Source organism: Halobacillus sp. B23F22_5, from assembly GCF_043497085.1.
In the GTDB taxonomy this organism is placed as follows: Bacteria; Bacillota; Bacilli; order Bacillales; family Halobacillaceae; genus Thalassobacillus.
In genome coordinates this window covers 42,545-69,320 of the sequence record NZ_JBIEKI010000019.1, presented here as the reverse complement: position 1 = coordinate 69,320, position 26,776 = coordinate 42,545, and the positions used below count along the sequence as shown (strand labels likewise).

Sequence of the window (26,776 nt, the reverse complement as noted above, 5' to 3'; positions counted from 1 at the left end):
CTTCCTGAAACAGGCGGAGTGGAACCGCCTGTTTCACTGGGGAAATAAGCTCACAACGAAAAAACCACGAAGAAAAATCAATTTCTTCGTGGTTTTTTCATTTTAAAGAGGCTTTTGGGACAGCCCCTTCACCTGATTGTATGCTTGTTAGTAGGAAAAGTCCGTTAACAATCGCTGAACTTACTTCGCAGCTTTTTGTAGTTTTTGAATCATCTTGATGGAACGCCCAGTTCCGATTGCTACTGATTCTAGTGGGTTAGGAGCCAGGTGGACAGGAACGACGATAACTTCAGAAAGCCATTCCTGCATGCCTTTCAGCAATGCGCCGCCACCGGTCAGGATGACACCGTGGTCGACGATATCACCGCTCAGTTCAGGAGGGCAGTCTTCCAAGGTAGCACGGATCGTTTCTAAAATTTGTTCAAGGGATTCGCGCAATGCTCCTTGTACTTCTTTAGACCCTAGTTCGATCGTTTTTGGCAATCCTGTGACCATATCGCGGCCGCGGACTTCCATTTTTTCTTCTTTATGGTCAACGAGTGCATGACCGATTTCCATTTTGATTTGTTCAGCTGTTCGTTCACCGATAAGGATGTTGTATTCTTTACGGACATATTGAATAATTTCTTCATCCATTTTATCCCCGCCAGTGCGGATGGAACGGCAGGAAACGACACCGCCGAATGAGATGATGGCCACTTCACTTGTACCGCCACCGATATCGACGATGACGTTGGCAACCGGCTCTTCAACCGGCAGGTCTGCACCAATTGCAGCAGCAATCGGTTCTTCGATCAAGTGTACGTTCTTTGCGCCATAACTTTTAACTGCATTGTGGATGGCGCGTCGCTCGACTGAAGTTGAGCCAGATGGCGTACAGACAACCACAGTAGGTTTACGCATGGAAGCACCAGCTTCTTTGCTCGCCTTTTTCAATAATTCCTTCAGCATCTGAGCTGTCATATCGTAATCAGCGATAACCCCGTCTTTCAGCGGGCGGACAGGGATGACATTTTTCGGTGTTTTACCGACCATTTCTTTTGCTTCTTTACCGACAGCTACGACTTCTTTCGTATCTGTGTTATAAGCTACTACAGATGGTTCATTCAAGATGATTCCTTTGGACTTCGAATAAATCAATATATTGGCAGTTCCTAAATCAATTCCGATTTCAGCAGTTGCAAACATAGTGAGACGTACCTCCAATGATGACAGATTTCTTCTAATATTAATTCGACATAATGTTACGAATTACGGGGGTGGATGATAGGAAATCTATCAAAAATTTTGTAATGAAAAAAAGGACAGGGAGCAATCCCCCTGTCCTAGTATAAACTTAATCTTCTTTTTCGGCTAATAGGTTTGCAAGAATGTGCTTTTTATACTTTTCTACTTTTCTTCCTTGAATCGTATTCACACCATGTTCCTTCAATTTCTCAACGTACCAGCCTTTGCTTCCTACGTGCATCCCTATCATCCTTTCTGCGTATTTTTTCATGTGCTTCGAATGCGTGTGCCATTGTAACATCTCAAAAATAAGAACGAAAGAGGAATCAGGAAATTCTTCTTATATTTGAAGAGGTAGTCTAAAAAGTGCTCCTGGATGTATAATGGTAGATATAGATTGTATTAGAAAAGGAGTATCTCCATGACGGAATATTTAAAACACCAGGAAATACTCGATAAATGCGAGCGGCTGAATAAAAATTATGAAGTCGATCCCGCATTTTTCGATAACATCATAGATGAATTGCTGGATAGTGAATTGGATACGCAATCTGTTATCCTGAACGGTTTCAAACGCCTTTTAAGCGAAGTCGATCATGAAATAGAACGGATGGAAGACTATGCAGGCATGAAGGCCAGCTGTTTCAAGGGTTGTGCATTTTGCTGTTATTTTCCGATTATCGTTACAAAAATGGAAGCAAAAATGATGCTCAAGGAAATCGAGCAGTTTCCAGAAGAGCGGAAAGAAAAAATCTATCAGCACTGGAACTCCTATTTTGATGAACATGAAGTTAAGTTGGAGACAGCGTTGAATATGGATCTGCAGGCAGATGAGACAAAGTTGAATTATAAACGTTTGGACTTGCCTTGCCCGATGCTGGATCCGGAAACAAAAACGTGTATGGCTTATGAGATTCGTCCGATTCCTTGCCGTACCTATCTGAATTATGCTAATCCCAAAGTCTGTGCGGAGAATCATATGCCTGATGAACCGTTCAGCTATGAATTTTTGTATGAATATTATATGGGCGCATTAAACGAAATCATGCAGGCCTTATATGAAAATGGAGAAGAGCTGTTCGTCGATTATCCCAGTGATGTATGGAGTTATGATTATTTGCCTGCCTGGATTAAGCGAAGGAGTGAGGTGGAAAGTGACGCATTTTAATGTAGAAGCGATCAGTGTCGGGAAACCTGTCATTTTAGAGACGGATAAGGGTCCTTTGAAAACAGCGATCCAAAAACAGAGAGTTGAAGAACCAATTCGATTAAGTAAACTTAACTTCAAAGGGGACTACCAGGCGGATCAAAAACACCATGGCGGTCCAGACAAAGCCGTATGCCTATATCCAGCTCAGCACTACCGCCACTGGGAAGAGGAGTACCAACGGGAATTCCCTTATCCATCATTTGGAGAAAATTTAACTGTTAATGGAGTGGACGAACGGGAAACAGCTATAGGAGATCGATTCATTTTAGGCGAAACGGAACTCGAAGTAACGGAGCCCCGGAAACCCTGTTATACCATTGCCAGGAAACACGGACTCGTAGATTTTCCAGTGAAAATGATTGAAAAAGGCCTTTCCGGATTTTATTTACGTGTAATTAAGGAAGGAATTGTACATCCGGAAGATAAGCTGATACTAAAACAAAAGGATCCCCTCCAAGTAACCATAGACGATGTGAATGATGTTTTTTTTCGCGATAAAGATAATAAAGCGAAGGTTTTACGAATTTTAGAAGTCCCTGCCTTAGCTGCAGGTGTAAGAGCCTCTTTACAGCAGAAATTGTAACATAATAGTAATGAAACGTAACAAAAAAGTGCCGTTTTGACGTCTGTCAACGGCTTTTTTTATGAAAATTCTAGTAAAAAGTTCGGTTTTTACCAGCTGATTAAGAGAGCAATCTATTTGCTTTTATTGAAATGATAGGGTTGTTGTTTTGATAGCGTTTACATTAATAGTCAATGGAAAACTATGGTTCTATTTTTACAGAAAAGCGATGCTATGATGTTAGTGTACAAAAAACACCAAAGGAGAGGATCAACGCATGTTCAAGAAAGTAAGTACTGCATTCGCATTATCAACAGCATTGCTTCTAGGTGGTGCTTTTACAGCAGACGCACACGCTGGAGGCGAGCAACAAGCACCTTCAATTAAAGCATTCTATAAAATACAATCCTATGGAGGTTCTTTCTCCCAGGATGACGTTAATAAATTGTTGCAAGATGTATTGAAGAAATACAATGTTCAATGGGATCAGCTACAAACTCCACAGCAAGAACAGCCTAAAGAACAACCTAAACAAGAGCAGCCAGCTGAAAAAGAACAGGCACCTGCTCCAGCTCCTGAGAAAAAGGAAGCTCCAGAAAAACCTGCTGAAAAACAGGAAGCTCCAGAACAAAAGCAAGCACCTGCTCCACAGCAGACTGAACAAGCGCCTGCTGAACAGCCAGCTGCAGAGCAAAACAGCCAGTTGAATCAATTTGAACAACAAGTAGTAGAATTGACTAACCAGGAGCGCCAAAAGCAAGGTCTTGCACCGCTAAAAGCTGATGCAGAACTAAGCAAGGTAGCTCGTGATAAGTCCCAGGATATGGCTTCTAACGGATATTTCTCTCATAACAGCCCGACTTACGGTTCTCCATTTGATATGATGAAATCTTATGGTATTGACTACCGTACAGCTGGGGAAAACATCGCTAAAGGACAACGCAGCCCACAGGAAGTTGTCAATGCGTGGATGAACAGTGAAGGACACCGTAAGAACATCATGAACCCTAACTTCACTCACATTGGCGTAGGCTATGTTGAGAATGGCAATGTATGGACACAGATGTTCATCGGAAAATAATATAACAGCCAAGAGCCTGGCCAACGCCAGGCTCTTTTTTCTTTTTTATAAGACGCTTATCACCACTGGATTGCATGATTAAAATAATGAAAGAAAATCATGCTATACTATATACAAAGATTTCCTTTTAGAAGGAGGAAACCGTATGGATTTCACCTCGATTGTAGAAGAGAAAATCAAGCAATCAATCCGTAATGGTGACTTTGACAATTTGCCTGGTAAAGGAAAGCCATTACCCAAGGACGACATGGACCACGTACCAGCCGATCTCAGAAACAGTTATAAAATATTAAAAAACGCCAATATGATACCAGAAGAGATGCAGCTGAAAAAAGAGATGGTTTCATTAGAAGAATTGATTGACTGCTGCAGAGACCCAGAAGAAAAAGAAAGGTATAAAAAGCAGTTAAATGAAAAGCAACTCCGTTTCCAGTTGATGATGGAACAGAGAAAGTTGAAAAGTTCCGGTTCTTACCGTCGCTATCAAAGTCAAATCAATCAGAGAATGGGCTTTTGAGCGCTAAAAGCTTGATTAGGAAGGAGCTATTCTTAATGTGCGGACGTTATACATTGTTAGCAGAAGAAGTAGAAATCCTGAAGGAATTTGGGCTGGATCACAAAATACCGAATTATGAACCCAGGTATAATATTGCCCCTGGCCAGAAGGTGCTTGCCATTATTCATGATGGCAAAGAAAAACGGGCGGGCTTCCTGAAATGGGGATTGGTGCCATTTTGGGCGAAAGATCCGAAGATCGGCTATAAGATGATCAATGCACGTAGCGAGACAGCACATGAAAAGCCCAGTTTTAAGCAGTTGATGACTAAAAAGCGATGCTTGATCGTAGCGGACAGTTTTTATGAGTGGCAACGTACCGCAGAGGGCAAACAGGCAAAGAGGATTGCTCCAAAGGGCAGGGAATTGTTCGCCTTTGCCGGCTTATGGGATAAGTGGGGAAAAGATGAAGAGGAAATGTTCACATGCACTATTTTGACAAAGGAAGCAAACGAGTTCATGGCGCCGATCCATGACCGGATGCCGGTCATCCTGCCGCATGAAAAACAGGATGAGTGGATCGAGCCGGTAAAATGGGGAGCGGATGAGGCTGCCGGTTTTATCAGTCAGCTTAAAACGGATGAGTTGGATGCCTACGATGTCAGCGATATTGTTAACTCACCAAAGAACGAAGGTCCGGAATGTATCAAGCCGATTGCCTAATATGGAAAAACATCCAAGTCACATAGTTCTAAAATCACTTTTTTAATTGTTGTTATGAAAATTATGATAGGATATAAGACTGTAAAAAAGCTTACTCCTAAGTGGTTGTAGGCTTTTTAAAATGGGTATATTCATTTATACTTAAGGAGGGATTGTCGAATCATAACGAATATTGGGTAAAGGTGGATACCATGAACATTTTGAACTTGGATACTTCAAATGATCGTACAAAATTTAAGCGTTTGCTTGAAAATTTAAACGACCATATCAAGGATGAGCAGGTACGAGAAACGATCGATGAATTAGAAGCGCTGGTACATGGGTATCTGGACAAGTACCATGATCTTAAATATGCAATGGAACAAGCCCTGACAATCACTGTTACTGACGTGACAGGAAGAATCATTTATGCGGATGATCAGTTTTGTTCCCTTACCCAATACAATCGAAGAGAATTAATAGGGAATACCCATCGATTATTAAAATCTAATCAGCATCCACCTGCTTTTTATCAAAAATTGTGGACCGAAATATTGCAAGGTAATGTGTGGAATGGGGATATATGCAACCGGAAAAAGTCAGGAGAGATTTTTTGGGTGAAAACTACGATTGTACCCTTGCTGACAGCAGAGGGAAAGCCTTATTCCTTCATTGCTTTTCGGTCAGATATAACGGATGCCAAGCAAATGGAAGCGAGCTTGGCGGATCAGGTGGAAAATGATTTTCAACGTACCGTAGAAGCTTTGATGAACATGGTGTTTAAGGTACAGCATCATCAAGATGATTATTATCATTTTACGATGTACGAAGGAAAGCTGGCCAGGGATTTAGGATTGACTACTTCTTACGTGGAAGGTAAAAAGTTGGAAGAAATTTTTGATCCTGTCAAGGCTGCGTACCTGAAAGACAAATATAATCAGGCATTTGCTGGTGAGCATATTACATATAAACATAAGCTGAAGGATCGTTATCTTTATTCAACGCTTGCGCCAATCCGCCAGAATGGTGAAGTGGTAGAGATAATCGGTTCTTCAGTCGATATTTCCGTACATGCGGAAGCAGAATTACGGGTCAGGCATATGGCCTATCACGACCCATTGACAGATTTGCCTAACAGGAGAAAAGTACAAGAGGATTTAGAAGCTAGGATATCTTATGAGGAAAAGCTGGAGACGCCTATTACCATTTTTTTATGCGATTTAGACCGCTTCAAATATGTAAATGATGCACTTGGACATACGGCAGGTGATGAGGTCATCCAGTTGATGGCTGCTCGTATCAAGGAAGCAATCAGAGGAATAGGCGAACTGTACCGCCTTGGAGGAGATGAGTTTCTTGTCATCTCAGAACAGGTGACATCGAAAAAAATGGCACGTGAGATCGGTGATGCGATTTTAGATCAGGTCAGCAAACCAATCCATTTGATGGGGAAAGAATTCTTCATAACATCCAGTATCGGGATTGCCCAATACTCCGGGGGAGGTATGACTGCGGGTAAATTGATTGGAAATGCTGATATTGCCATGCATTATTGTAAATTGAATGGACGCCAGAGTTTACTTTTTTATACTGCTTCCATGAATGCATATTATAATGAACTGGTTTCTTTGGAAGGGGATTTACGTGAGGCTATCAGTAAAAAAGAATTAATGCTGTATTACCAGCCTAAAATAGATGTCCGTTCGGGGGTGATCAGCGGGATGGAAGCTTTGGTCCGTTGGAACCATCCTCAAAGAGGTTTTATTTCTCCGGGGAAATTCATCCCTATTGCCGAAGAGACCGGGCTGATTGTCCAGTTGGGAGAGTGGGTACTGTATGAAGCTTGCCGCCAGAATCAAGAGTGGATGGAAAAGGGGTATGCACCTGAGCGCGTAGCCATCAATGTGTCAGCAGAAGAAATCCAGCGTCATGACTTTGCTGGCCGTGTCCAAAAAGTATTAGAGAAGACGGGTATGCCAGCTGAATTTTTGGAAATTGAAATCACTGAAAATAGTATCATGCAGAATACAGAAGCATGCATCAGGACAATGCAGGAGCTGAGAAGGCTTGGAATCGCATTGTCGATTGATGATTTTGGAACAGGGTACTCCTCGTTGAGTTATTTACGTAAATTTCCGATCAACTACTTGAAAATCGATCAATCCTTTATCAAGGATATCGGTACAGATCCAAGTGATGCTGAAATTGTAAAGGCTATGATTCAACTGGGACACACGTTTAAGCTCGAAGTAGTAGGAGAGGGTGTAGAGAAACCTGCAATCCTTGGGTTTCTTGAGCAGAATGGCTGCGATCATTACCAAGGGTATCATTTCAGTAAGCCGCTCCCGCCAGCTGAATTTGAAGGCTTATTGACAAAAAGAAACCATTATATCTATCAAAAGACATAATAAAGCAACGCCAGGCCTGGCGTTGCTTTATTTTAAACTAGCACTTTGCTCTAATTATGAATAGGAAGATTGTTTCTCTTGTTGCTTTTCTTCCTTGGCGACTTTCATGAAACGCTTTGTTTCGGCTGCCACTACTCCGGATAGGAGCAGGAGACCGATTAAGTTAGGGAACGCCATCAATCCGTTCATAATATCTGCGAATGTCCAAACGATACCCAACTCTTGTACGGCGCCGACGAAAACGAATAAAACGAACGCAATTTTATAAAGTGGCAGTGCACGGTCCTTCGTCAAGAATCCGAAGCATTTTTCACCATAATAAGACCAGCCGACAATGGTAGAAAAGGCAAAGAACACAAGGCCGAGTGAAACGATATAACCACCAAAATCACCTAAGAAAATGGAGAAGGAAGCGGTAGTCAAATCAGCACCATCCAGTTCGCCATTGCCATATTGGCCAGCCATGACGATGGTCAAGCCAGTCATTGTACAAACAATGATGGTATCGATCAAAACCTGGGTCATGGATACTAAAGCCTGACGTCCAGGGTAGTCGGTTTTTGCTGCAGCGGCAGCAATCGGAGCGGAACCTAGACCAGCTTCGTTCGAGAACACGCCTCGTGCCACACCGAAACGGATAGCTGTACCTAATAACCCGCCTCCTACTGCGCTTCCAGTGAATGCGTCATTGAATATAGTCCCAAATGCAGCGGGAACAAGTTGAAAATTAGTGAAGATAATAATAAGTGCACCAATGACATAAAATATCGCCATGATCGGTACAAAAAATGCGGTTACTTTACCAATACTTTTGATTCCACCAAGTAGTACCAGGGCAGCCAGGATTGTCAGAACCAACCCGGTAACCCACGTAGGGACGGAGAAAGTTGATTGGAGAGCATCAGAAACGGAATTGGACTGAACCATGTTTCCAATACCGAATGCAGCGATGGCACCGAAAATTGCAAATAGAATACCGAGTGTTTTACCAAGGCCTTTCATTTTCAGGCCACGGTCTAAGTAATACATCGGGCCGCCAGACATGTTACCGTATTTATCGGTTGTACGATATTTGACCGCCAGTACCGCCTCTGCATATTTAGTCGCCATCCCAAAAATGGCTGTAATCCACATCCAGAACACGGCGCCGGGACCGCCTAGTACGACTGCAGTTGCAACCCCCGCGATGTTACCTGTTCCAATAGTTGCCGCCATAGCTGTGGTCAAGGCTTGGTAGTGGGAAATATCCCCTTTCGATTTCTTGTCCTGTTTCCCCGGACTAAATGCGAGCTTCAACGCATAGGGAAGTGCTGAGAACTGTAAGAATCCAAGCCGAAGTGTCAGGTAGATACCTGTACCGACAAGTAAAATCAATAGCACTGGACCCCACACAATGCCGGAGATGTTGCTTAAGACATCTTGTATGATGATTACCCCCTTTTTTTCGTATATATAAAATATTCCGAAAACTTTGAAGAAATGTCAAGCTATTTTGGGTATAATAGTGGATGAGAAAGCGGTTTTTTACCTGTAATATGGGGGTATTGGGCGCTATATACAAAATTTGTGTGCTATAAAATGAAAGGTATTGGGGGAGAAGAAATAATGATAAAAGTTTTATTCGTTTGTTTAGGAAACATCTGCCGTTCACCGATGGCAGAAGCTATTTTTCGTGATCTCGTTAAAAAAGAGGGATTGGAATCGGAGATTACTGTAGATTCAGCAGGTGTAGGCCATTGGCATGTGGGGGACCTCCCGCATGAAGGGACTAGAGGTGTTTTAGACCAGTATGCAATTTCTTATGAAGGGATGACTGCCAGGCAGATTCATGAAAAGGATTGGGACGATTTTGATTACTTAATTGCGATGGACGCTAAAAACGTTACAGATATGGCGGGAATCCGTAAAAGTGATGAGGTGACCGTAGCCCGGTTGCTGGACTTTATTCCGGACTCGGAAGTGAAAGATGTGCCGGATCCATTTTTCACCGGTAATTTTGAGTATGTGTATGAACTCGTTTCAGCAGGGTGTAGGGAGCTATTATATAAAATAAAACAAGAGCATCAGTTATCAAAGGAGGAATAGGAAATTATGGAAGAGCATAAGTTTTGGAAAGGGGTCATCATTGGCGCTGTTATAGGAGGAGCTGTGACATTGCTGGACAAGGACACAAGGAATTATGTTTGGGGCAGCACGAAACAAGCGGGCAGATCTGCCAGGAGCTATTCGTCAAACCCATCGGAGGCAATCCGTCAGCTGCGACTCCAATACAATCAATTGACGAACCGTCTGGCAGATGGAGCGAAAGATGTGCTGGAAATATTGAATAAAGTGGAAGCGCTGCTTGATAAGGTAAGCGAATGGGAAAAAGAAATTGAGAAGGATGTTGAAAAAATAGCCGATCACCGTGACGTATCATAACAGACTGTTTAAGGTTAGGGGAAGAGGGATATCATGAAGGACTTTTTTAGTTTGATAAAAGAGGTAGGTGCCAGTTTCAACAAAGATGATATCAGCGGGATGGCCGCCCAGCTGTCCTACTTCTTTTTATTATCATTATTTCCTTTTATGATATTCCTCGTTACTCTTTTAGGGTATATGCGTTTGTCTCAGGAAAGGTTACTGGTCTTCATTCATACATACGCCCCGCCGGAAACCTACACACTGATCCAGGAAAATTTGACCGAACTTATGGAAAACCAGAATGGCGGTTTGCTATCGATTGGAATTATTGGTACATTGTGGTCTGCATCGAACGGAGTAAATTCTATTATGCGGGCTTTCAACCGTGCTTACGAAGTGGAAGAAAGCCGTTCACCGGTTGTTGGAAGGATCATTGCTATTGTATTGACGGTTTCGATGATCGGGGTCATTGCTGTCGCATTTTTACTCCCTGTCTTCGGGAAGATGATCGGTGTTTATTTGTTTTCTATCTTCGGACTTTCGGCAGGTTTTCTTGAACTCTGGAATGCGTTGCGCTGGGTAATATCATCAATCATCTTTTTCGTCGTATTGATGTTTTTATATATGCTGGCACCGAACAAATATATCAAGATAAGACATGCTTTCCCAGGAGCGGTTTTTGCTACCGTCGGGTGGCAGATCGTTTCCTTATTATTTTCTTTTTACGTCACCAGTATGGGAAACTACTCAGCCACTTATGGAAGTCTGGGCGGGTTTATCGTTCTGATGGTCTGGTTTTATTTGTCAGGGATCATCATTATTTTAGGCGGGGAAATTAATGCGATATTACGCCGACGAAAACTTGGCATTCATTCCTGACATAGCCAGGAATAGTTGCTGCCATCCATGTGGAAACTAAGAGCAAATTCAATAAAGGAGTGGCAGTGATGAGTGATAATAAACAAAACCATAATAATAAGAATAACAAAAAACAAAAGAGTGACGCACCAAAGCACAAAACAAGCAGTTCCGCGAATAAGCAGAATAAATTCCATTAAAAAAGAAGGGCTTCCTCAGAGGAAGCCCTTTGTCATGCAAGTAAGAAAGCAGAATTTTGTTAACAATATGAACAGCTGCGGGATCTACGAGAATCCGAGCGGATCCCTGCACCTGCATTTCAAGCTTAAAGGCAATTTTTTTAATGAAAAAACTATATCATTTAGGATTTCAATAACCGCAACCCGTTCAGAATAACGAGTATGGTGCTCCCTTCGTGGCCGATAACACCTAATGGAAGGTCCAATACTTGCAGGAAGTTCGAAATGATAAGCGCCATAATCACAAGGATTGAAAAGACAACATTTTGTCTCACGATTTTGTTCATGCGTTCGGAAAGTTTAATGGCATTTGCAATTTTCGGCAAGTCATTTTTCATCAAAACGATGTCGGCTGTTTCTAATGCCACGTCGGTACCTTCTCCCATGGCGATTCCCACGTTCGCCGTTGCAAGAGCAGGAGCATCATTAATTCCATCTCCGACCATCCCGACATTCTCGAAGGTATTACGCAATAGTTTCACTTGTTCAACTTTTTCTTCAGGCATACATTCCGCGACGTAGTTATCAAGACCGGCTTCTTCAGCAATTGCCTTGGCGGTGGTTTCGTTATCGCCTGTCAGCATGACTGTGTATACACCATGTTTTTGTAATACTTTAATGGCATCTTTTGTTTCTTTACGAACAGTATCCTTCAAAGCAACAACTCCGGCGATTCCTTCATCGTCCCCGATAAACACTACTGTTTTTCCTTGCTGTGCCAATGTTTCTAAAACACCGTTATGGAAGGCTTCTGCCTCGTCTTTCCCCAAGAATCCAGGTTTTCCAATTTTCCAGGTTACTCCGTCTACTTCAGCTGTTACACCGTTGCCGGCCAGGTCCTGCATATTCGTAATTTCCACTCTTTCCAAGTCAGGAATGGTATCGGTGTAGTTAACGATTGCTTGAGCCAACGGGTGGTTGGATTCGCGCTCGATGGATGTTAAAACGGATAACACTTTTATGGATTCCTGATCAGAACGGAAATAGATATCGGTGACTTCCGGCTTTCCTTTTGTTAATGTACCTGTCTTGTCAAAAGCGATCGCTTTCAAGTGGGACAGGTTTTCCAAATGGACACCGCCTTTGAATAATACGCCATTCCGCGCTCCGTTAGAGATGGCAGATAACGTGGCGGGCATGATGGAGGCGACCAGCGCACATGGTGAAGCAACCACTAACAAAATCATGGCCCGGTAAATCGTGTCGGTCCAGCTCCAGCCAAACAGAAAGTGTGGCAAAAACATCATTAATGCTACGACAATCAAAACGATTTTTACATAAGTACCTTCAAATCGTTCGATGAATAATTGGGAAGGTGACTTCTCACTTTGCGCGGATTGGACAAGCTGGATGATTTTTTGAAACAGGGTTTCATCCGATGGTTTCGTGATTTCTACGGTAATACTGCCATTAATATTCACCGTACCGGCGAAAACTTCCCCGTCTGTTTCTTTGGTTACTGGAACAGATTCCCCGGTGATTGCACTTTCATCCAGGCTCGTTCTGCCTTTGATGATTTTGCCATCGGACGGTACACGTTCGCCAGCTTTAATGAGGATATGATCCCCTAGTTGAAGGTCCTTTACAGAAACTAGTTCTTCTCTGCCATTACGAAGACGTAAAGCCTCTTCTGGCTGTAAATCCATCAGGGAAGATATTTCCCGCTGACTTTTATTCATGGTGTATGTTTCCAAGGCACCGCTTAAGGCAAAGATGAAAATCAAAATAGCGCCTTCCGTCCAATAGCCAATCATAGCAGAACCGGCTGCAGCAAAAATCATCAGCATTTCCACATTGAGTTCTTTGTTCTCAATCGTTTCTTCAATACCTTCTTTTGCCTTTGCGAATCCCCCCATCACGAACGCTGATAGATGAAGCGCTACAAATAATCCATAGCTCATGGAACCTTCAAAAATCCAGGCAGTAAGAATAAGGATACCACTGGCGATAGCAGCGATAAGTTCGATATGTTCTTTGAATTTCTCCCACCAGATTAATGTTTGTTGTTTATGTTCTGCTGATGCTTGGTTAGTGCTGACAGCACGTGCTTCTGAACTCATATTTCTCAACTCCTTTTCTCTAATTGAGAATAGTAATCAACATCATTTAAGTGATATAAATGATAAAAGCTATCAATTGGATATTGATAGCGTTGTTTTTAATTAAAATAATTATAATTTAGTACCTGTTATTATCATAGCACATTCTAGTAGATAATCAAGTGAGAATTGATGGATTTTTTATCCTTTTCAAACTTGGCAAATCGGATAGTTGCAAACCGAAAGCCTCGTTGCTATATTGGTGAAGTGTGAATTTTAAATAGGAGGGAAGTACTCATGAAAAATAAAGGACTCTTTTTTATACTTATGGTTATTACCGCGTTGACTTTAGCGGCATGCGGCTCTGATAACAGCAAACAATCCGGTTCCACAGAACCCTCTGGAAAATCGGATCAGAAATGGACAGAGGTGCAAGAGAAAGGTGAGCTTGTTGTCGGAACTTCCGGGACGCTTTATCCTGCCTCTTTTTACCCTGAGGATTCTGATAAACTGACTGGATATGATGTTGAAATCATGCGTGAAGTCGCCGATCGCCTTGGAATGGAAGTCAAGTTTGAAGAATACGGAGTCGATGGCCTTCTGTCCGCTATTAAGAGTGGCCGGATCGATATGGCTATCAACGATATGGAAGTAACGGAAGAACGTAAGAAACAATTCGCTTTCAGTGATCCTTATAAATATTCTTATTCTACAATGATTGTGCGGGAAGATGATTTGTCAGGAATAGAAAAACTGGAGGATCTGGAAGGGAAAGTGGCTGGTGGCGGAGCAACGACAGTTTTCGCTGAAATTTCCCGTCATTTTGGAGCAGAAGTGAAAACATACGGCAATGTGACCAATGATGTTTATCTACGTGATGTCGAAAATGGCCGTACTGATTTGATCATCAATGATTACTATCTGCAATCATTGGCATTGAAAGCATTACCGGAGATTGATGTCACCCTGCATCCGGATTTGAAGTTTCATCCAACTAACTCTGCTATTGTGATGCCGAAAGAAGCAGATGCTTTGAAGCAAAAAGTTAACGAGACATTAAAAGAAATGCGCGAAGATGGCACATTGACTGAAATCTCTAAAGAATTTTTCGGTGGTAAAGACGCATCCAAGAAGCCGGATGCAGAAATTCGAGAGATCGAAGGCTTGGATTTGTAGGTGAATGACCATGTTCGGCATTGAAATAAAAAAAGTGGATATCGATGAATTGTTCAATGCCCAGCGTGCCTGGGATAACCTGCCGTTTGTCCTGCAGGGTGTCCCGTTAACCTTATTAGTAGCTATTCTTGGCATGCTGCTAGGCTTGTTACTAGGTTTATTCATTGCACTGGCGAGAAGGTCGGATAAGCGGTTGTTACGCTGGCCGGCGAGAGTCTATATCTCGTTCATGCGAGGTACACCCATCTTAGTTTTTTTATTCATACTTTACTTTGGTCTTCCAGTTGTCGGTATCGAGTTGACCGCTACGATGGCTGCTGTACTGGGTTTCGGATTGAATTCAGCTGCCTATATTGCTGAAATCAACCGTTCCTCTTTAAGCAGTGTCGATAAGGGCCAATGGGAATCAGCACAGGCTCTTGGCTTCGGTTATTGGCAAACGATGCGCCGGATTATTTTGCCCCAGGCTACCAGAATTGCTATCCCGCCGCTGACGAACGTCTTCCTTGATTTACTGAAGGCTACGTCGCTTGCTGCAATGATATCTGTACCGGAATTATTCAATAAGGCTCAGATTGTGGCGGGGAGAAACTATGATACGATGACCATGTATATTCTGGCTGCATTGATTTATTGGCCGATGACTATGGTATTCGCTGCTCTGCAGGATTATCTGGAACATCGATATAATAAGTATTTGTAAAAGAAGGAGTTCTGCTGGTTTTTCCAGAGAGCTTCTTTTTTGTTGGGCTTTGCCTTATAAGGCGAATCGGTTCAGGGGATTATCCTTTTGCTAAAGGCTTTGTTAAATCTTAGTGTTGATTTTATAGTTAAAGCTCCCTTTGCTTGAAGACTCAGTTTCGAGAAAAACTGTTTCCGTTACGGTTGAGAATCTCTGGAGGTCCGGGAATTAATGAGAGTAACGGAAATATCAGTATTTAGCCCATCTTCCTATAACAAAAGCTGATTCAAAAGGGCTTTTAGTGGACCATGAAGAAACCTTCATCTTTATGTAGCGGTCCGCTTATCTAAAATAGGATAGGGTGGCGGGGAAACGGTGAGACTCCCTCCCGTGGGAGAAGGATCTAGGCAAGACCCCGGAAGACGAAGTCTGAGGAGGCTTGCCAGTTCCCCCACAGGAAAGCGAACCGTTTCCCCGCCTCCCTTCTCCTAATTCGGCGACGGACCCAATTATCTTAAAATAAAGTCTTCGACTTTTCGGCACTATAGTTGAATAAGGCTTTTATGAAAAAGTAACAACAAAGTTTAACAGTTTCTTGTTAAAAAATGTAATAGTAATGATTACGGATTAATCACTTGTATGAGGGAAGTTTACCCGATATAATGTAATTCGTAATCATTATGATTTAAAGAGGGATTAATATGTCTGTGAATAATATCTTAGAATTAAACGATGTGTCATTTAAATATGAAAAAGAAACAGTTGTGAAAGACGTGTCGATGACAATTGAAGAAGGGCAGTTTTTTGGCCTTGTCGGACCAAACGGTTCAGGTAAGTCGACTTTGATCAAGTTGATGCTTGGTTTATTAAAGCCTACGAGAGGGAGCATCAAGTTGTTCGGCGAACCGGTCCGAAACTTCAAGCACTGGGAAGATATAGGCTTTGTCTCACAAAAAGCTAACAGCTTCAATTCAGGTTTTCCGGCAACTGTATTAGAGGTAGTCAAAACTGGCCTCGTTTCGAAAACAGGAATGTTCCGCTTTTATAATAAAAAGGACCGGGAAAAAGCAATGCAAGCTCTGAAGACAGTCGAAATGGAAGCATACTTTAATCACAATATCGGCGAACTTTCCGGTGGTCAGCAGCAACGGGTGTTCATTGCCCGGGCACTCGTCAGTGATCCGAAGTTTTTAATCCTGGATGAACCGACAGTCGGGGTCGATGCCAAACACGTAGCTGACTTTTATAAGCTTCTGCGCAAATTGAATCGGGAAGAAGGGATCACCTTGCTGATGGTTTCGCATGATATTGGAACCATTACAGAACACGCCAGTCATGTCGTTTGTATGAACAAGACGATTCATTTTCATGGCGCGTCGCATGAGTATAAAGCTTTTTCCAATGAAGACCTCAGTCAGCTTTATGGTCATCCGGTTCAGCAGCTGACCCATAATCATGGGGAGGTGGAGAACAATGATTGAAAGCTTCTTGACCTATGAATTTCTTCAGAACGCTGCGCTTGCCGGAATCATGATCGGATTTGTAGCCCCACTTCTTGGTGTATTCATTGTCGTACGTCGGCTATCACTCATTGCGGATGCTTTGTCCCATATTACGCTCACAGGAATTGCGGCAAGTCTATTATTAGAAAAACGAGTCAGCGCGATCAATGATTGGAATCCAGTGTATATGGGGATGGCTTTTTCCGTGGTCGGGGCTGTTCTGATTGAGAAGCTGAGAAAAGTTTATAAACATTACGAAGAGCTGGCTATCCCAATCATTTTATCTGGTGGTATCGGGCTTGGAGTCATTCTTATTTCTTTGGCAGATGGTTTCAATACGGATTTATTCAGTTATTTATTTGGAAGTGTTACAGCAGTCAGCCGCTCAAATATGCTGACAGTTTTAGTGATTACGATCCTTGTTCTGGCAATTGTGCTTTTATTTTATAAAGAGTTGTTTGTACTTTCCTTTGATGAAGACCATGCATCTGTGTCCGGGGTAAATGGCAAAATGATTCATTTGTTATTTATCGTGATGGTGGCATTAGTGATTGCTTCAGCGATGCAGATTGTAGGAATCTTGCTTGTATCTGCACTGATGACTCTGCCGGTAGCAGCCGCATTACGTATTGCTAAAAGTTTCAAGCAGACAATCGGATTGTCGATCTTTCTTGGGGAGTTTTCGGTTCTCATAGGGTTGATTACTTCTTACCAATTAAGTGTACCGCCAGGCGGTACGATTGTGGTGACAGCCATTCTTATTTTAATAATGGCGATTTCGTATCGGAAGGTTTCGGCTCAATTTTCATTAAAGGGTGAAACGTTATGAATATAGAAAAAGCAATCAACAAACTAAAGGAAAAAGGGTATAAGCGTACAAAGCAGCGGGAGCGGATTCTGGAAATTTTTGCTGAACAGGATCAAGGCTATATTCCCGCGAAGACGATTCTAAAAGAAATTCAGAAGGACTTTCCCGGTGTAAGCTATGATACGATTTATCGGAATTTATATCTGCTGGCAGATGAGCATGTCCTGGAATCGACAGAACTGGAAGGGGAAAAGCACTTCCGGTTCCATTGTGATACCCATGGCCATCACCATCATTTTATCTGTACAGCGTGCGGGAAAACAAAAGCAGTAGAGTTCTGCCCTATGGATAAAATATCACAAAGCCTGGATGGTTATGCGGTTGATGACCATAAATTTGAAATCTATGGCAAGTGTCCGGGATGTTTATAGGATAGGCGTATCTGAGTAAGGTACGCTTATCTGTCTCTGTAATTTTATATAAAGTGAGAAGAAGGTGAATAAGAGGATGAATAAGTACTTATTATTTATATTAATATTAACCGCTGTTTCGTTAGCTGCCTGTGGAAATCAAGCAGAAGACGGTAGGAGTTCCAGTAAAAAAGAAAACCAAACAATTACGATATATACGACGGTCTATCCTTTGATGGACTTTGCTGAAAAAATTGGGGGCGAGCATGTAGAAGCAGACACGATCCTTCCTCCTGGTGCAGATTCACATACATTTGAGCCGGATACGAAACAAATGATCGAAGTAGCCGAAGCTGATGGCTTCCTATACAGTAGCAAGGAATTTGAGTCCTATGCGGGAAAGATTTCTGATGCTGTCGAAGCGGAAGAAGTAAAGATTTTAGAAGCCGCTGAAGGAATCAATTTAGATTCCCATGTTCATCAACAGGACGAAAATGCACACGAAGATGAGAAAAAACATAGTGAAGATGAACATGAGGACGAAGGGGAGGAGCACGACGGGGTTGATGGTCATGAGCATGGAGACCATGACCCACATATCTGGCTCGACCCTGTCCGTTCCATCGAGCTTGCTGAAAACATTAAAGATTTTCTAATAGACCTTAAACCGGAAGAGAAAGAGACTTTCGAGGCGAACTTCGAGAACCTTAAGAAAGAGTTACAAGCTTTAGATACCGCGTTCCATGACGAACTCAAAGCACAGCCTAATAATAAAATTATCGTTTCGCATGCAGCCTATGGCTACTGGGAACAAGCGTATGGTCTGGAGCAAATCGCGGTCAGTGGCTTAAGTCCTACCGAAGAGCCATCACAAAAACAGTTAGAACAAATTATTGAAACAGCGGAAAAGAATAATCTGAAATATGTGCTGTTTGAACAGAATGTCACACCCAAGATAGCAGAAGTGGTACAAAAAGAAATCAACGGAGAAGCTCTTCGGCTTCATAATTTATCCGTTTTAACTGAAGAAGATATCGAAAATGGAGAAGATTATTTTAGTTTAATGAACCAAAACCTTGAAGTGTTGAAAAAAGCATTGCAATAAAAAAAGACACCCTCCACCGTAGCAATATGAATAAGGAACTGGAATAAACACCGCACAAAGGAAATACCTTTCCTTTGTGCTTTTTGTTTTAGGTGTTGGATTGGGCGCTATTGATGCTGGGCTCTGCTTTGAAAATATTCGCTGTAAGTACTATAGCCAGCAGGGCAACAATTACATAAAAGAACGATATATTTGGAAATAAATCAATGAACGCACCACTTAAAAAAGGTCCACTGATACTGCCGACACTGAATGCAATACCACACATGATGTTTCCTGCAGGAAGTAGTGATTTTGGGAGGATATCCGTCATATAAGACAGTCCCAGTGAATAAAGGGAGCCGACACATAATCCGGCAAACGCGAATAAGACAAACAGCCACACAGCGGAAGTCTCGAATAAGGCTGCAAGAATGAAAGCAGCCATTCCCCCGGAAACAACGATGGAAATCACTTTCTTCCGGCCGACTTTATCGCTCCATATTCCTAAGGGTATTTGTGACAATAGACTTGCTGCCGCAAAAAAAGGTATGATCAATGACAGTATATTTACATCATGACCGATCCGCATGCCATATACCGGAAAGATACCATGTAAGGTAGCTTCCAGGAATCCATAGGTAAGTGGTGGCAGAAAAGCGATCCATGCTAATTTGATGGCTTGTCCGAATCTGTTCATAGAGCTGGACATATCCACGGTCTGATGATCTTTGTCAGGCATCTCATTTCTTACCCAGAACATCGCCGACCATACGATAACACTCAATAAGGATGATAACAGGAATGGCAAATACATATGGACGGATAATAAGTTTGTCATCAATGGTCCCAGCGTGAAACCTGCGCTGAAGAATAATCCATAGTATGCGATGCTTTTTCCTCTCGTTTCTGGAGAAGAGGTGGAGGTGATCCACGTCTGTGTCCCAAAATGGAGCATATGGTCTCCGATACCAATCGTCATCCGCAAGATGAACCAAAACCATAGTGCCTGCCAGAAAGGGAATAATGCCATGGAAACGAATACTAAGGCACCTCCAAGCAGGATTACCGGCTTATAGCCCGCTTTTTGCATCGGTTTTTCCATGAATGGGGAAGCGATCAGGACGCCTATGTACAACCCTGTGGCATGAAGACCGTTGATAGCAGAGGATATTCCATTTTGTTCCAAAATGACAGCGAGTAAGGGAAGCAGCATTCCCTGGGAAAAGCCTGAAATTGCTACTAATGCTACGAGGATTTTAAAGCGTGTTTTTGCTGTAACCAACCTTCCCCCTCCTTTGCATTCTGCTTGAAAAAAATCTCTTTCATCCTATCGGAGAACGAAGGGAATGGCAAGAAAAAACGTTAGTAATCAAGTCAAAACATGTTAATACCTGTTTGTATTCTGTTAAAATAGATAAAAGAGATATTGGAAGGAGTGGTGTTTGATGGAATTTTTTATGAGAGAGAATGGAATCCGTACCCAGCTTGAATATGGGGAATTGAATATTTCCAGTAATGAAGATTTCGGATTTCGCCCATACCAATTGATGGTTTCCTCAATTGTTGGGTGCAGTGTCGGAGTTTATCGGAAAATCTTAGATAAACAACGGGTACAATATGAAGATATCAAAGTTACGGTCGATGTCACCCGTAATCCGGATGAAGCCAACCGAATTGAAAAAGTGGCCATTCACTACATGGTCAAAGGCTATCATTTGAACCAGGATAAGCTGCAAAAGAACTTGGAAGTTGCCCGTAATAATTGTTCCATGGTGCAGTCAGTCAAAGACAGCATTGAAGTGGAAGAGTCTGTTGAATATCTAGAACTGAGTATGTAAATTATTCCTGTAAAGCGTGTTCCTTGTTGAAAGGACGCGCTTTATTCATTTTCAGCAGGTTTACGTGATGCATAAAATGCCCTTCAAATCAAAAGCTAACAAAAAAAGAAAGGGGCTCCATCACATGCGAATATGGATGATGTCCATCATGGCATTATTATTGGTGCTTACTGCAGTCGAGCCCAAGATTCTTTCTGCGGAAGATAAGAAAGATGAGGGAAGACTGCCTAGTCATGTTTTAAATATATCGAAGGACAATACCTATCCCAATTCCACCGAGGATCAGGTTGTACTTGAACCAAGTGAATTGACGGGCGAATTAATCGAAGAGTCTAAGGTGAAAATCACCAATCCCCAATTGATTGAATTGCTGAATGAAACGACATTGAGACCTTCTCCTTTAGCAATCGGCTACCGAGGCGAGGTTTATTTAGGAAAATGGCCATTGAATTATACTTCTAAAGAAACAAGCATCAATTGGGAATATCAGCACATCAATACAAATGAATTGAACAATCAAGCGAGCCAAACGACAGAAAAAATGAATTATATGCAAAAAGAAGAAAAGCATGTCAAAGGCGGTTTGACAGCCAAAATCGATGCTCCTGACCAGGTGAAGCGGATGCTTCTTTTAGAAGCACAGAATAATACCAACTTGCCGCTATCTTTTCATACTGTCGTAGGAAGTGGTACGAAACAGCAAAACTCCTATGCCGTCCCGGTTAAGAAAATCGGTGTCCTGCAAGCTTATGCTCCGGCAGTCAATGAAAAAGGAACCGTTGCCTTCGGGGAAGTATATATCCAACTGAAGGGCTCGAAAAAGGAACTGGTAGTTAAAAACATTAAAAAGCAGGGTATTGGAGCATGGATACCGATCCAGGACCATGTGTCTTATTCCTTCCAGCTGAAATAATAAAGTTCACGCCTGCTCCAGGTTGCTGGAATAGGCGTATTTTAATGCTTATTTATTACCTTAACATAGACAAACCTGATGTTTTTTACTATGATTATGCTTGGTATCATCAATAACGTCATTCAAGGAACACAACTGAAAAAGGAGTTTATATATGGCTCAAGAAGAGAGACTGCAAGACCTTAAACTACGATTAGCAGCATTTATGTCCCGGCTGGAAGAAATGGAGCCGGAGGAAACATCTGTGCAGGACATCGACCAGCTCATTCAAATGCTGGAAGAATTAGAAAAAAAGATGTAGCTTCATATGACAAACCGCACTGTTTTCCATAACGTGCGGTTTTTAATTTTTTATAAGAGGCGTGGGCAATGGGTCGCTATTCCGCCTATTTAGTTGTAGTGGCATTGTTGCCTTTGAAAAAATTGGGGGTTGATTTTTACCCGCTAATTCTTTATCATGATAAATCGTTAACGAACTAAAATTAATTAATGCGAGAGGAGAATATATATGGCATGGGCTGTAATAATTTCTGTGCTGATTATGACTGTGCTTAGTCTGTTGCGTGTCAACGTAATCATAGCCATTATCGCTGCAGCTTTATCAGCAGGGCTCATAGCTGGAGAATCGCTTCAAAACTCCCTTGATCTGATGATTAGCGGAATGGGGAATCAGGCAAGCGTTGCTTTAAGCTATATTTTACTAGGTGCTTTTGCAGTAGCGATCAGTTATTCAGGTATTACGAATATTTTAGTGAATTATTTATTGAATGTGTTAAAAAATAAACGTGTCATCATGTTATTAGTGATTGCAGGAGTTGCTTCACTTTCTCAAAACGTCATTCCTGTGCATATTGCATTCATACCGATTTTAATTCCACCTTTATTGAAATTGTTCGATCAAATGAAATTGGACCGACGAGGTGTTGCAACCGCTTTGACGTTCGGTTTGAAAGCACCTTATATTATGATTCCAGCAGGATTTGGTTTGATCTTTCATCAAACTATCCAGGATGCAATGGGGAGCAGCGGAGTAGAAGTAGGGATAGGGAACATAGCACTGTCGCTACTACTTCCCGGAGCTGGAATGATTCTTGGTTTACTTGTAGCCGTATTTTTCTCTTACCGTAAACCGAGAGATAAGTACCAGGTCAATGAATTAGAAGACGAAAACAAGGTGGTTGCTGTACCGGAGGCTAAATTTGAAGCAAAACATGCCTGGACCCTGGTTGCTGTTGCTGGAGCGCTCGGTGTACAAATCTGGACAGGCAACCTTGTGTTAGGGGCATTGACGGGAATTGTTCTCATGTTTGTCTTTCTGGTTGTACCGTTCAGCCGCGGGGACGAAGTGGTTACAAATGGTATCGGTATGATGGGCATGATCGCATTCGTCATGTTGATTGCAGCTGGCTATGCTAATGTACTCCAGGAAACAGGTTCCATCGATGCGTTAGTGGAGTCCAGTTCCGGTATGATCGGGGACAATAAAGGTCTCATTGCCTTTATCCTATTGCTGGTTGGACTGCTGGTAACGATGGGAATCGGTTCTTCGTTTGGTACAGTTCCTATTTTAGCAGCATTATTCGTTCCGATCGGAGTAGCTGCCGGATTTTCACCGATGGCATTAGCAGCCCTGATAGGTACGGCAGGTGCACTTGGGGATGCAGGTTCACCTGCTTCAGACAGCACCTTGGGACCGACTTCAGGACTTGCAGCTGATGGTAAGCATCATCATATTTGGGATACTTGTGTACCTACTTTTTTGCATTATAATATTCCGTTATTCATTTTTGGCTGGATTGCCGCTATGGTTTTATAAATTATTGTGAAAAGCACCTGCAGGAGAGGTGCTTTTTTCTTTTTGAGTTACAAGACACTGGAAAAGTAAGTCAGGTATATATGCTTTTTGTAGTTGTAAACTAAGAGAAAAGCAGGTGAAGACATTCATGAATAAACTCCTGATTTTCGTGATTTCCTTAGTGGTTATAGGTAACTTTCCTATTTCGGCATCAGCCTATGGTTGGGGTTACCAAAAAAATAACGAGGGTGAACCTCCGGACGTAGGCTTTTATGAGCAGTTATTAAGTGAATATGATGGCTTTTACCTTGATGAATCCGGGGATAAAGAAATTTACCTCACCTTTGATAATGGTTACGAAGAGGGGTATACAGGTAAAATCCTTGATGTATTAAAAGAAAAAAACGTTCCAGCGACTTTTTTCATTACGGGGCATTATATCAATAGTGCACCGGATCTGGTGAAGCGAATGAACAAAGAAGGCCATATCATCGGCAATCATTCCTGGCATCATCCAGATTTCACTACTTCTTCAAAAGCCCGCATCAAAGAAGAACTGGATAAAGTCGAAAGTGCGGTAGCGGATCTTACAGATCAAGAAGACATGCTTTATTTACGACCGCCTCGCGGAACTTTCAATAATAAGACTTTAGACTGGACCAGAGAATTGGGATACATCAACGCTTTTTGGTCAATTGCTTTTGTGGATTGGAACACTGGGGAGCAAAGGGGATGGAAATATGCTTATGACAGTCTGATGAAGCAAATACATCCGGGGGCTGTCTTGTTACTTCATAGTGTATCGGAAGACAACGCACTGGCATTAGAGAAACTGATTGATGATTTACGAAATCAGGGCTACTCGTTTCACAGTCTCGATCACTTAATGATGAAAAAGTTACTGCCTCGAGGCGGCTATTGGTATTAATTGTAGAGACACTAAAAAAAAGTGTCTCTATTTTATGTTTTTCGACAAAATATTCATTTCTTATCTGATATGATAACGGTAATTGGAGGTAACATAGGTGGACGGAAGTGGTTGAACCTGCAGTTCAGCCAAAGAAAAGCAGAATATGTTATCGATCTATCAAGGCAGCTTCGTACAAAATCAAATGGATTTACTTACACTGAGCCAACAGTAAAGTTATACAAGCCTGATTTTATGGAGAAGTTTAAAAAAGTTTAAAAAGTTAGGCCTAAATAACTGTTTTTGGTGAGTCATTTTGAGTGCATGCATTTGTGTTCCTATTGATGTCAGGGTGTCATAAATACCTTTATAATAAGGGGTTTTACCTAATTTTCACAAAATTGTAAGAATATATTTAATTTTTAAATAATTTTGTTATAATAGTACCTGCGGAGCATATCATCGTTACCTTAAGTATCAAAAGGAAAGAGGTAGTCCATTGATGTTAATTGAGAGGATGCATTGTGGTTTGGAGGAAAGTGACGTTTTAGCGCTTTTTGATTTAATCGATCAGAATGTTTGTCTAATTAATCTGGAAACGAAGACGGTAACATGCAGTCGTTCTTTGCAGAAAGAAAGTTATGCAAAGGAACAACTCCACCTGGAAGATTGGCTGGATTTGTTTTACGTGTATGACCAATTCGGCATTCAGCATTCGTTGAAGCATGTAACTAAACAAAAGACTTACTACAGCAAAGCGCGCCTTCTCTTCAAAGATCATCATCAATGGGTGCGATGTTCATTTAAACAGCTATCCCATCGACGAATCGTGGTAGTCATCGATCCTTTATATCAAGATGACGGCAGTATACCCCACCGTATGCCTTTCACCAAAGACATCCAACAAACCTCAGCGGTAAAGGAAAGCTCCGAAGAAATTACATTAACAACTAAAAACCAAACGAAAACATTGGACAACCCTCCAGATATGAATTTTGTAGAATTGCACAAACAAATGAAAGCCATAACAGAAAACTTCCCCCATGGGTTAGCCTTGATCAACAAGAAATGGGAATTGACGTATGCAAACCCGCAAATGGAAAGAATGCTTGGGAAGGATTTGCAGTCCCATTACAAACATAAATTATGGCAGTTATACCCGATTAGTGATTACTACCTGTTTTACCGTCATTATTATATGGCATTAGAAATGGAACAACCGGTAACCTTTGATGCTTATATGCAAGAGCGGAAAATGTACGCTAGAATCACCATCTACCCTACGGATGATGGTTTTACTATTTTTATTCAGGATGTAACGGTCAGGAAAAAGTATTTGCATGCCTTACAAGAAGCGGAAAAACGTTTTTCTCTGCTGGCTGATAATATTAAGGATGTATTTTGGATATGTGATGAATCTTTTGCAAAGCTGATTTATGTCAGTCCACGCTTCAAGGATTTGTTTGGCCTTCCACTCGAGGAAAGGGAAAATGATCCTTTAACCTGGTGGGAACAGATAGCAGATGATGAGTCCTATTCTTACATCAGAGACGGCTACCGTAAAATGAGAAAAGAAAATTCTCAAATTGAATACCGGATTACTACACCCGAAAATGAAGTAAAATGGATTCGTACAAGAGGATTTCCAGTTCAGGATGGTAAAGAAAAGTATATCGTCGGCATTAGTGAAGATATTACTGAGATGAAGGAAAAGGAAGCATTCATGCGGAAGTCTGAGCAGCTTTCTGCTATTACACAGATGTCTGCAGGAATAGCTCATGAAATTAAAAACCCTTTAACCGCATTAAAAGGATTTATGCAACTTGGAACGGCTAATCCTGATTTGCGGGAATCATATAATGAACTATTGTTAAGTGAAGTGAATCGCATCGAGTCGATCGTGAATGATTTTATGATGCTCGCTAAGCCTTCCTCGTCTATTCAAGTAGAAGAGGTGAACATTAAACAGACAATTGATTATGTCATTGAGCTGTATCAATCTCTGATTTCAGAGAAAGGTATCACGATCCATACATCGATCGCTTGTTATGAATCAGCTATTCATTCGGACCCGAACCGGTTTAAGCAAATATTGATCAATATAATTAAGAATGCTATTGAGGCTGTAGATTGCCATGGGAAAATCCAGGTCGATGTCGTATGTGAAGATGGAGAAGCTTTAATCACAATCTCGGACGATGGGAAAGGCCTGTCACCCGAAAAACTCAAACGGCTCGGTGAACCTTTCTTTACTACAAAAAAAGATGGAACTGGATTAGGCATTATGGTTACTAGAAAAATGGTCGATGATTTAGGTGGTACAATTAACTACTCTAGTGAAGAAGGAGAAGGCACCTCTGTTGCAATTTTATTTCCAATTAAATAAGTGAAAAGCAGATCCTTAGGGGTCTGTTTTTTTCGACATATTTCCTGG

26 protein-coding genes are annotated in these 26,776 nt (G+C 41.8%); 21 read left to right on the top strand and 5 right to left on the bottom strand.

Annotation, left to right across the window (positions count from 1 at the left end):
• Nucleotides 1–180: 180 nt before the first annotated feature.
• Both mreBH and ACGTN9_RS18345 read right to left on the bottom strand, forming a co-directional pair.
• Nucleotides 181–1,188 (bottom strand): rod-share determining protein MreBH, encoded by a 1,008-nt coding sequence (mreBH, locus tag ACGTN9_RS18350; protein ID WP_028784877.1) that lies wholly within the window; start codon nucleotides 1,186–1,188, stop codon nucleotides 181–183.
• Nucleotides 1,189–1,336: 148 nt separating this feature from the next.
• Nucleotides 1,337–1,528 carry a YflJ family protein gene (locus ACGTN9_RS18345; RefSeq protein ID WP_499595579.1) on the bottom strand — a complete coding sequence of 64 codons (192 nt, stop codon included), beginning with the start codon at nucleotides 1,526–1,528 and terminating at the stop codon, nucleotides 1,337–1,339.
• Nucleotides 1,529–1,648: 120 nt separating this feature from the next.
• Between ACGTN9_RS18345 and ACGTN9_RS18340 the strand changes: the two genes are divergently transcribed.
• The 6 genes from ACGTN9_RS18340 to ACGTN9_RS18315 all read left to right on the top strand — a co-directional run bounded on the left by ACGTN9_RS18340 (nucleotide 1,649) and on the right by ACGTN9_RS18315 (nucleotide 7,685).
• Complete coding sequence (locus tag ACGTN9_RS18340) at nucleotides 1,649–2,395, top strand: YkgJ family cysteine cluster protein (RefSeq protein WP_499595577.1); 747 nt, start codon at nucleotides 1,649–1,651, stop codon at nucleotides 2,393–2,395.
• Nucleotides 2,382–3,020, top strand: a complete 639-nt coding sequence (locus ACGTN9_RS18335; RefSeq protein ID WP_499595574.1) for an MOSC domain-containing protein — start codon at nucleotides 2,382–2,384, stop codon at nucleotides 3,018–3,020. The genes ACGTN9_RS18340 and ACGTN9_RS18335 overlap by 14 nt, the downstream gene beginning before the upstream one ends.
• A gap of 256 nt (nucleotides 3,021–3,276) precedes the next feature.
• Entirely contained in the window at nucleotides 3,277–4,080 is an 804-nt protein-coding gene (locus tag ACGTN9_RS18330) for a CAP domain-containing protein (protein ID WP_499595571.1), read from the top strand.
• 145 nt (nucleotides 4,081–4,225) lie between these two features.
• Nucleotides 4,226–4,597 (top strand): DnaJ family domain-containing protein, encoded by a 372-nt coding sequence (locus ACGTN9_RS18325; protein WP_499595568.1) that lies wholly within the window; start codon nucleotides 4,226–4,228, stop codon nucleotides 4,595–4,597.
• A gap of 35 nt (nucleotides 4,598–4,632) precedes the next feature.
• Entirely contained in the window at nucleotides 4,633–5,298 is a 666-nt protein-coding gene (locus ACGTN9_RS18320) for an SOS response-associated peptidase (RefSeq protein ID WP_499595565.1), read from the top strand.
• A gap of 191 nt (nucleotides 5,299–5,489) precedes the next feature.
• Nucleotides 5,490–7,685 carry a sensor domain-containing protein gene (locus tag ACGTN9_RS18315; protein WP_499595562.1) on the top strand — a complete coding sequence of 732 codons (2,196 nt, stop codon included), beginning with the start codon at nucleotides 5,490–5,492 and terminating at the stop codon, nucleotides 7,683–7,685.
• 54 nt (nucleotides 7,686–7,739) lie between these two features.
• Here ACGTN9_RS18315 and ACGTN9_RS18310 read toward each other — a convergent pair whose 3' ends face one another.
• The gene (locus ACGTN9_RS18310; protein WP_499595597.1) at nucleotides 7,740–9,110 is read right to left on the bottom strand and encodes an alanine/glycine:cation symporter family protein; all 1,371 of its coding nucleotides are present in this window, start codon (nucleotides 9,108–9,110) and stop codon (nucleotides 7,740–7,742) included.
• Between the two features lie 180 nt (nucleotides 9,111–9,290).
• On the opposite strand from ACGTN9_RS18310, the gene ACGTN9_RS18305 reads away from it, so the two are divergent.
• From ACGTN9_RS18305 to ACGTN9_RS18295, 3 genes are read left to right on the top strand one after another with little or no spacing between them, the layout of a single operon-like run.
• Entirely contained in the window at nucleotides 9,291–9,770 is a 480-nt protein-coding gene (locus ACGTN9_RS18305) for a low molecular weight protein-tyrosine-phosphatase (RefSeq protein WP_499595559.1), read from the top strand.
• Between the two features lie 6 nt (nucleotides 9,771–9,776).
• Entirely contained in the window at nucleotides 9,777–10,106 is a 330-nt protein-coding gene (locus ACGTN9_RS18300) for a YtxH domain-containing protein (protein ID WP_499595557.1), read from the top strand.
• A gap of 33 nt (nucleotides 10,107–10,139) precedes the next feature.
• Entirely contained in the window at nucleotides 10,140–10,967 is an 828-nt protein-coding gene (locus ACGTN9_RS18295; protein ID WP_499595554.1) for a YihY/virulence factor BrkB family protein, read from the top strand.
• Nucleotides 10,968–11,307: 340 nt separating this feature from the next.
• Here the strand turns inward: ACGTN9_RS18295 and ACGTN9_RS18290 are convergent, their stop codons facing one another.
• The gene (locus ACGTN9_RS18290; RefSeq protein ID WP_499595551.1) at nucleotides 11,308–13,245 is read right to left on the bottom strand and encodes a heavy metal translocating P-type ATPase; all 1,938 of its coding nucleotides are present in this window, start codon (nucleotides 13,243–13,245) and stop codon (nucleotides 11,308–11,310) included.
• A gap of 276 nt (nucleotides 13,246–13,521) precedes the next feature.
• On the opposite strand from ACGTN9_RS18290, the gene ACGTN9_RS18285 reads away from it, so the two are divergent.
• The 6 genes from ACGTN9_RS18285 (at nucleotide 13,522) to ACGTN9_RS18260 (ending at nucleotide 18,907) form a co-directional block, all read left to right on the top strand.
• A complete protein-coding gene (locus ACGTN9_RS18285) occupies nucleotides 13,522–14,400 on the top strand; it encodes a transporter substrate-binding domain-containing protein (protein WP_499595548.1) in 879 nt (292 codons plus the stop codon).
• 10 nt (nucleotides 14,401–14,410) lie between these two features.
• Nucleotides 14,411–15,103 (top strand): amino acid ABC transporter permease, encoded by a 693-nt coding sequence (locus ACGTN9_RS18280; RefSeq protein WP_499595545.1) that lies wholly within the window; start codon nucleotides 14,411–14,413, stop codon nucleotides 15,101–15,103.
• Nucleotides 15,104–15,783: 680 nt separating this feature from the next.
• Nucleotides 15,784–16,563 carry a metal ABC transporter ATP-binding protein gene (locus ACGTN9_RS18275; protein WP_499595543.1) on the top strand — a complete coding sequence of 260 codons (780 nt, stop codon included), beginning with the start codon at nucleotides 15,784–15,786 and terminating at the stop codon, nucleotides 16,561–16,563.
• Complete coding sequence (locus ACGTN9_RS18270) at nucleotides 16,556–17,413, top strand: metal ABC transporter permease (protein ID WP_499595540.1); 858 nt, start codon at nucleotides 16,556–16,558, stop codon at nucleotides 17,411–17,413. Before ACGTN9_RS18275 ends, ACGTN9_RS18270 begins: the two co-directional genes overlap by 8 nt.
• Complete coding sequence (locus tag ACGTN9_RS18265) at nucleotides 17,410–17,823, top strand: Fur family transcriptional regulator (protein WP_499595538.1); 414 nt, start codon at nucleotides 17,410–17,412, stop codon at nucleotides 17,821–17,823. The genes ACGTN9_RS18270 and ACGTN9_RS18265 overlap by 4 nt, the downstream gene beginning before the upstream one ends.
• Nucleotides 17,824–17,899: 76 nt before the next feature.
• Nucleotides 17,900–18,907, top strand: a complete 1,008-nt coding sequence (locus tag ACGTN9_RS18260) for a metal ABC transporter solute-binding protein, Zn/Mn family (RefSeq protein ID WP_499595535.1) — start codon at nucleotides 17,900–17,902, stop codon at nucleotides 18,905–18,907.
• An 88-nt stretch (nucleotides 18,908–18,995) separates the two neighbouring features.
• Here ACGTN9_RS18260 and ACGTN9_RS18255 read toward each other — a convergent pair whose 3' ends face one another.
• Nucleotides 18,996–20,171 (bottom strand): MFS transporter, encoded by a 1,176-nt coding sequence (locus ACGTN9_RS18255; RefSeq protein WP_499595534.1) that lies wholly within the window; start codon nucleotides 20,169–20,171, stop codon nucleotides 18,996–18,998.
• A gap of 163 nt (nucleotides 20,172–20,334) precedes the next feature.
• On the opposite strand from ACGTN9_RS18255, the gene ACGTN9_RS18250 reads away from it, so the two are divergent.
• The 6 genes from ACGTN9_RS18250 (at nucleotide 20,335) to ACGTN9_RS18225 (ending at nucleotide 26,728) form a co-directional block, all read left to right on the top strand.
• Complete coding sequence (locus ACGTN9_RS18250) at nucleotides 20,335–20,727, top strand: OsmC family protein (RefSeq protein WP_499595532.1); 393 nt, start codon at nucleotides 20,335–20,337, stop codon at nucleotides 20,725–20,727.
• Between the two features lie 124 nt (nucleotides 20,728–20,851).
• Nucleotides 20,852–21,640 (top strand): YfkD family protein, encoded by a 789-nt coding sequence (locus ACGTN9_RS18245; protein WP_499595530.1) that lies wholly within the window; start codon nucleotides 20,852–20,854, stop codon nucleotides 21,638–21,640.
• A 154-nt stretch (nucleotides 21,641–21,794) separates the two neighbouring features.
• A complete protein-coding gene (locus ACGTN9_RS18240; RefSeq protein ID WP_499595527.1) occupies nucleotides 21,795–21,941 on the top strand; it encodes an SE1561 family protein in 147 nt (48 codons plus the stop codon).
• 207 nt (nucleotides 21,942–22,148) lie between these two features.
• On the top strand, nucleotides 22,149–23,456 hold the full coding sequence (locus ACGTN9_RS18235; protein ID WP_499595525.1) for a Na+/H+ antiporter family protein: 1,308 nt from the start codon (nucleotides 22,149–22,151) through the stop codon (nucleotides 23,454–23,456).
• Nucleotides 23,457–23,583: 127 nt separating this feature from the next.
• The gene (gene pdaA / locus ACGTN9_RS18230) at nucleotides 23,584–24,363 is read left to right on the top strand and encodes a delta-lactam-biosynthetic de-N-acetylase (protein WP_499595522.1); all 780 of its coding nucleotides are present in this window, start codon (nucleotides 23,584–23,586) and stop codon (nucleotides 24,361–24,363) included.
• A 481-nt stretch (nucleotides 24,364–24,844) separates the two neighbouring features.
• Nucleotides 24,845–26,728 (top strand): ATP-binding protein, encoded by a 1,884-nt coding sequence (locus ACGTN9_RS18225; RefSeq protein ID WP_499595594.1) that lies wholly within the window; start codon nucleotides 24,845–24,847, stop codon nucleotides 26,726–26,728.
• Nucleotides 26,729–26,776 lie beyond the last annotated feature (48 nt).

Coding starts and splice junctions, on each gene's coding strand:
- ACGTN9_RS18245 (WP_499595530.1), top strand. CDS start 20,852: ATGCGAATATGGATGATGTCCATCATGGCATTATTATTGGTGCTTACT.
- ACGTN9_RS18240 (WP_499595527.1), top strand. CDS start 21,795: ATGGCTCAAGAAGAGAGACTGCAAGACCTTAAACTACGATTAGCAGCA.
- ACGTN9_RS18265 (WP_499595538.1), top strand. CDS start 17,410: ATGAATATAGAAAAAGCAATCAACAAACTAAAGGAAAAAGGGTATAAG.
- ACGTN9_RS18295 (WP_499595554.1), top strand. CDS start 10,140: ATGAAGGACTTTTTTAGTTTGATAAAAGAGGTAGGTGCCAGTTTCAAC.
- ACGTN9_RS18250 (WP_499595532.1), top strand. CDS start 20,335: ATGGAATTTTTTATGAGAGAGAATGGAATCCGTACCCAGCTTGAATAT.
- ACGTN9_RS18305 (WP_499595559.1), top strand. CDS start 9,291: ATGATAAAAGTTTTATTCGTTTGTTTAGGAAACATCTGCCGTTCACCG.
- ACGTN9_RS18340 (WP_499595577.1), top strand. CDS start 1,649: ATGACGGAATATTTAAAACACCAGGAAATACTCGATAAATGCGAGCGG.
- ACGTN9_RS18270 (WP_499595540.1), top strand. CDS start 16,556: ATGATTGAAAGCTTCTTGACCTATGAATTTCTTCAGAACGCTGCGCTT.
- ACGTN9_RS18290 (WP_499595551.1), bottom strand. CDS start 13,245: ATGAGTTCAGAAGCACGTGCTGTCAGCACTAACCAAGCATCAGCAGAA.
- ACGTN9_RS18285 (WP_499595548.1), top strand. CDS start 13,522: ATGAAAAATAAAGGACTCTTTTTTATACTTATGGTTATTACCGCGTTG.
- pdaA (WP_499595522.1), top strand. CDS start 23,584: ATGAATAAACTCCTGATTTTCGTGATTTCCTTAGTGGTTATAGGTAAC.
- ACGTN9_RS18260 (WP_499595535.1), top strand. CDS start 17,900: ATGAATAAGTACTTATTATTTATATTAATATTAACCGCTGTTTCGTTA.
- mreBH (WP_028784877.1), bottom strand. CDS start 1,188: ATGTTTGCAACTGCTGAAATCGGAATTGATTTAGGAACTGCCAATATA.
- ACGTN9_RS18325 (WP_499595568.1), top strand. CDS start 4,226: ATGGATTTCACCTCGATTGTAGAAGAGAAAATCAAGCAATCAATCCGT.
- ACGTN9_RS18235 (WP_499595525.1), top strand. CDS start 22,149: ATGGCATGGGCTGTAATAATTTCTGTGCTGATTATGACTGTGCTTAGT.
- ACGTN9_RS18320 (WP_499595565.1), top strand. CDS start 4,633: ATGTGCGGACGTTATACATTGTTAGCAGAAGAAGTAGAAATCCTGAAG.
- ACGTN9_RS18330 (WP_499595571.1), top strand. CDS start 3,277: ATGTTCAAGAAAGTAAGTACTGCATTCGCATTATCAACAGCATTGCTT.
- ACGTN9_RS18275 (WP_499595543.1), top strand. CDS start 15,784: ATGTCTGTGAATAATATCTTAGAATTAAACGATGTGTCATTTAAATAT.
- ACGTN9_RS18315 (WP_499595562.1), top strand. CDS start 5,490: ATGAACATTTTGAACTTGGATACTTCAAATGATCGTACAAAATTTAAG.
- ACGTN9_RS18225 (WP_499595594.1), top strand. CDS start 24,845: ATGTTAATTGAGAGGATGCATTGTGGTTTGGAGGAAAGTGACGTTTTA.
- ACGTN9_RS18345 (WP_499595579.1), bottom strand. CDS start 1,528: ATGTTACAATGGCACACGCATTCGAAGCACATGAAAAAATACGCAGAA.
- ACGTN9_RS18300 (WP_499595557.1), top strand. CDS start 9,777: ATGGAAGAGCATAAGTTTTGGAAAGGGGTCATCATTGGCGCTGTTATA.
- ACGTN9_RS18280 (WP_499595545.1), top strand. CDS start 14,411: ATGTTCGGCATTGAAATAAAAAAAGTGGATATCGATGAATTGTTCAAT.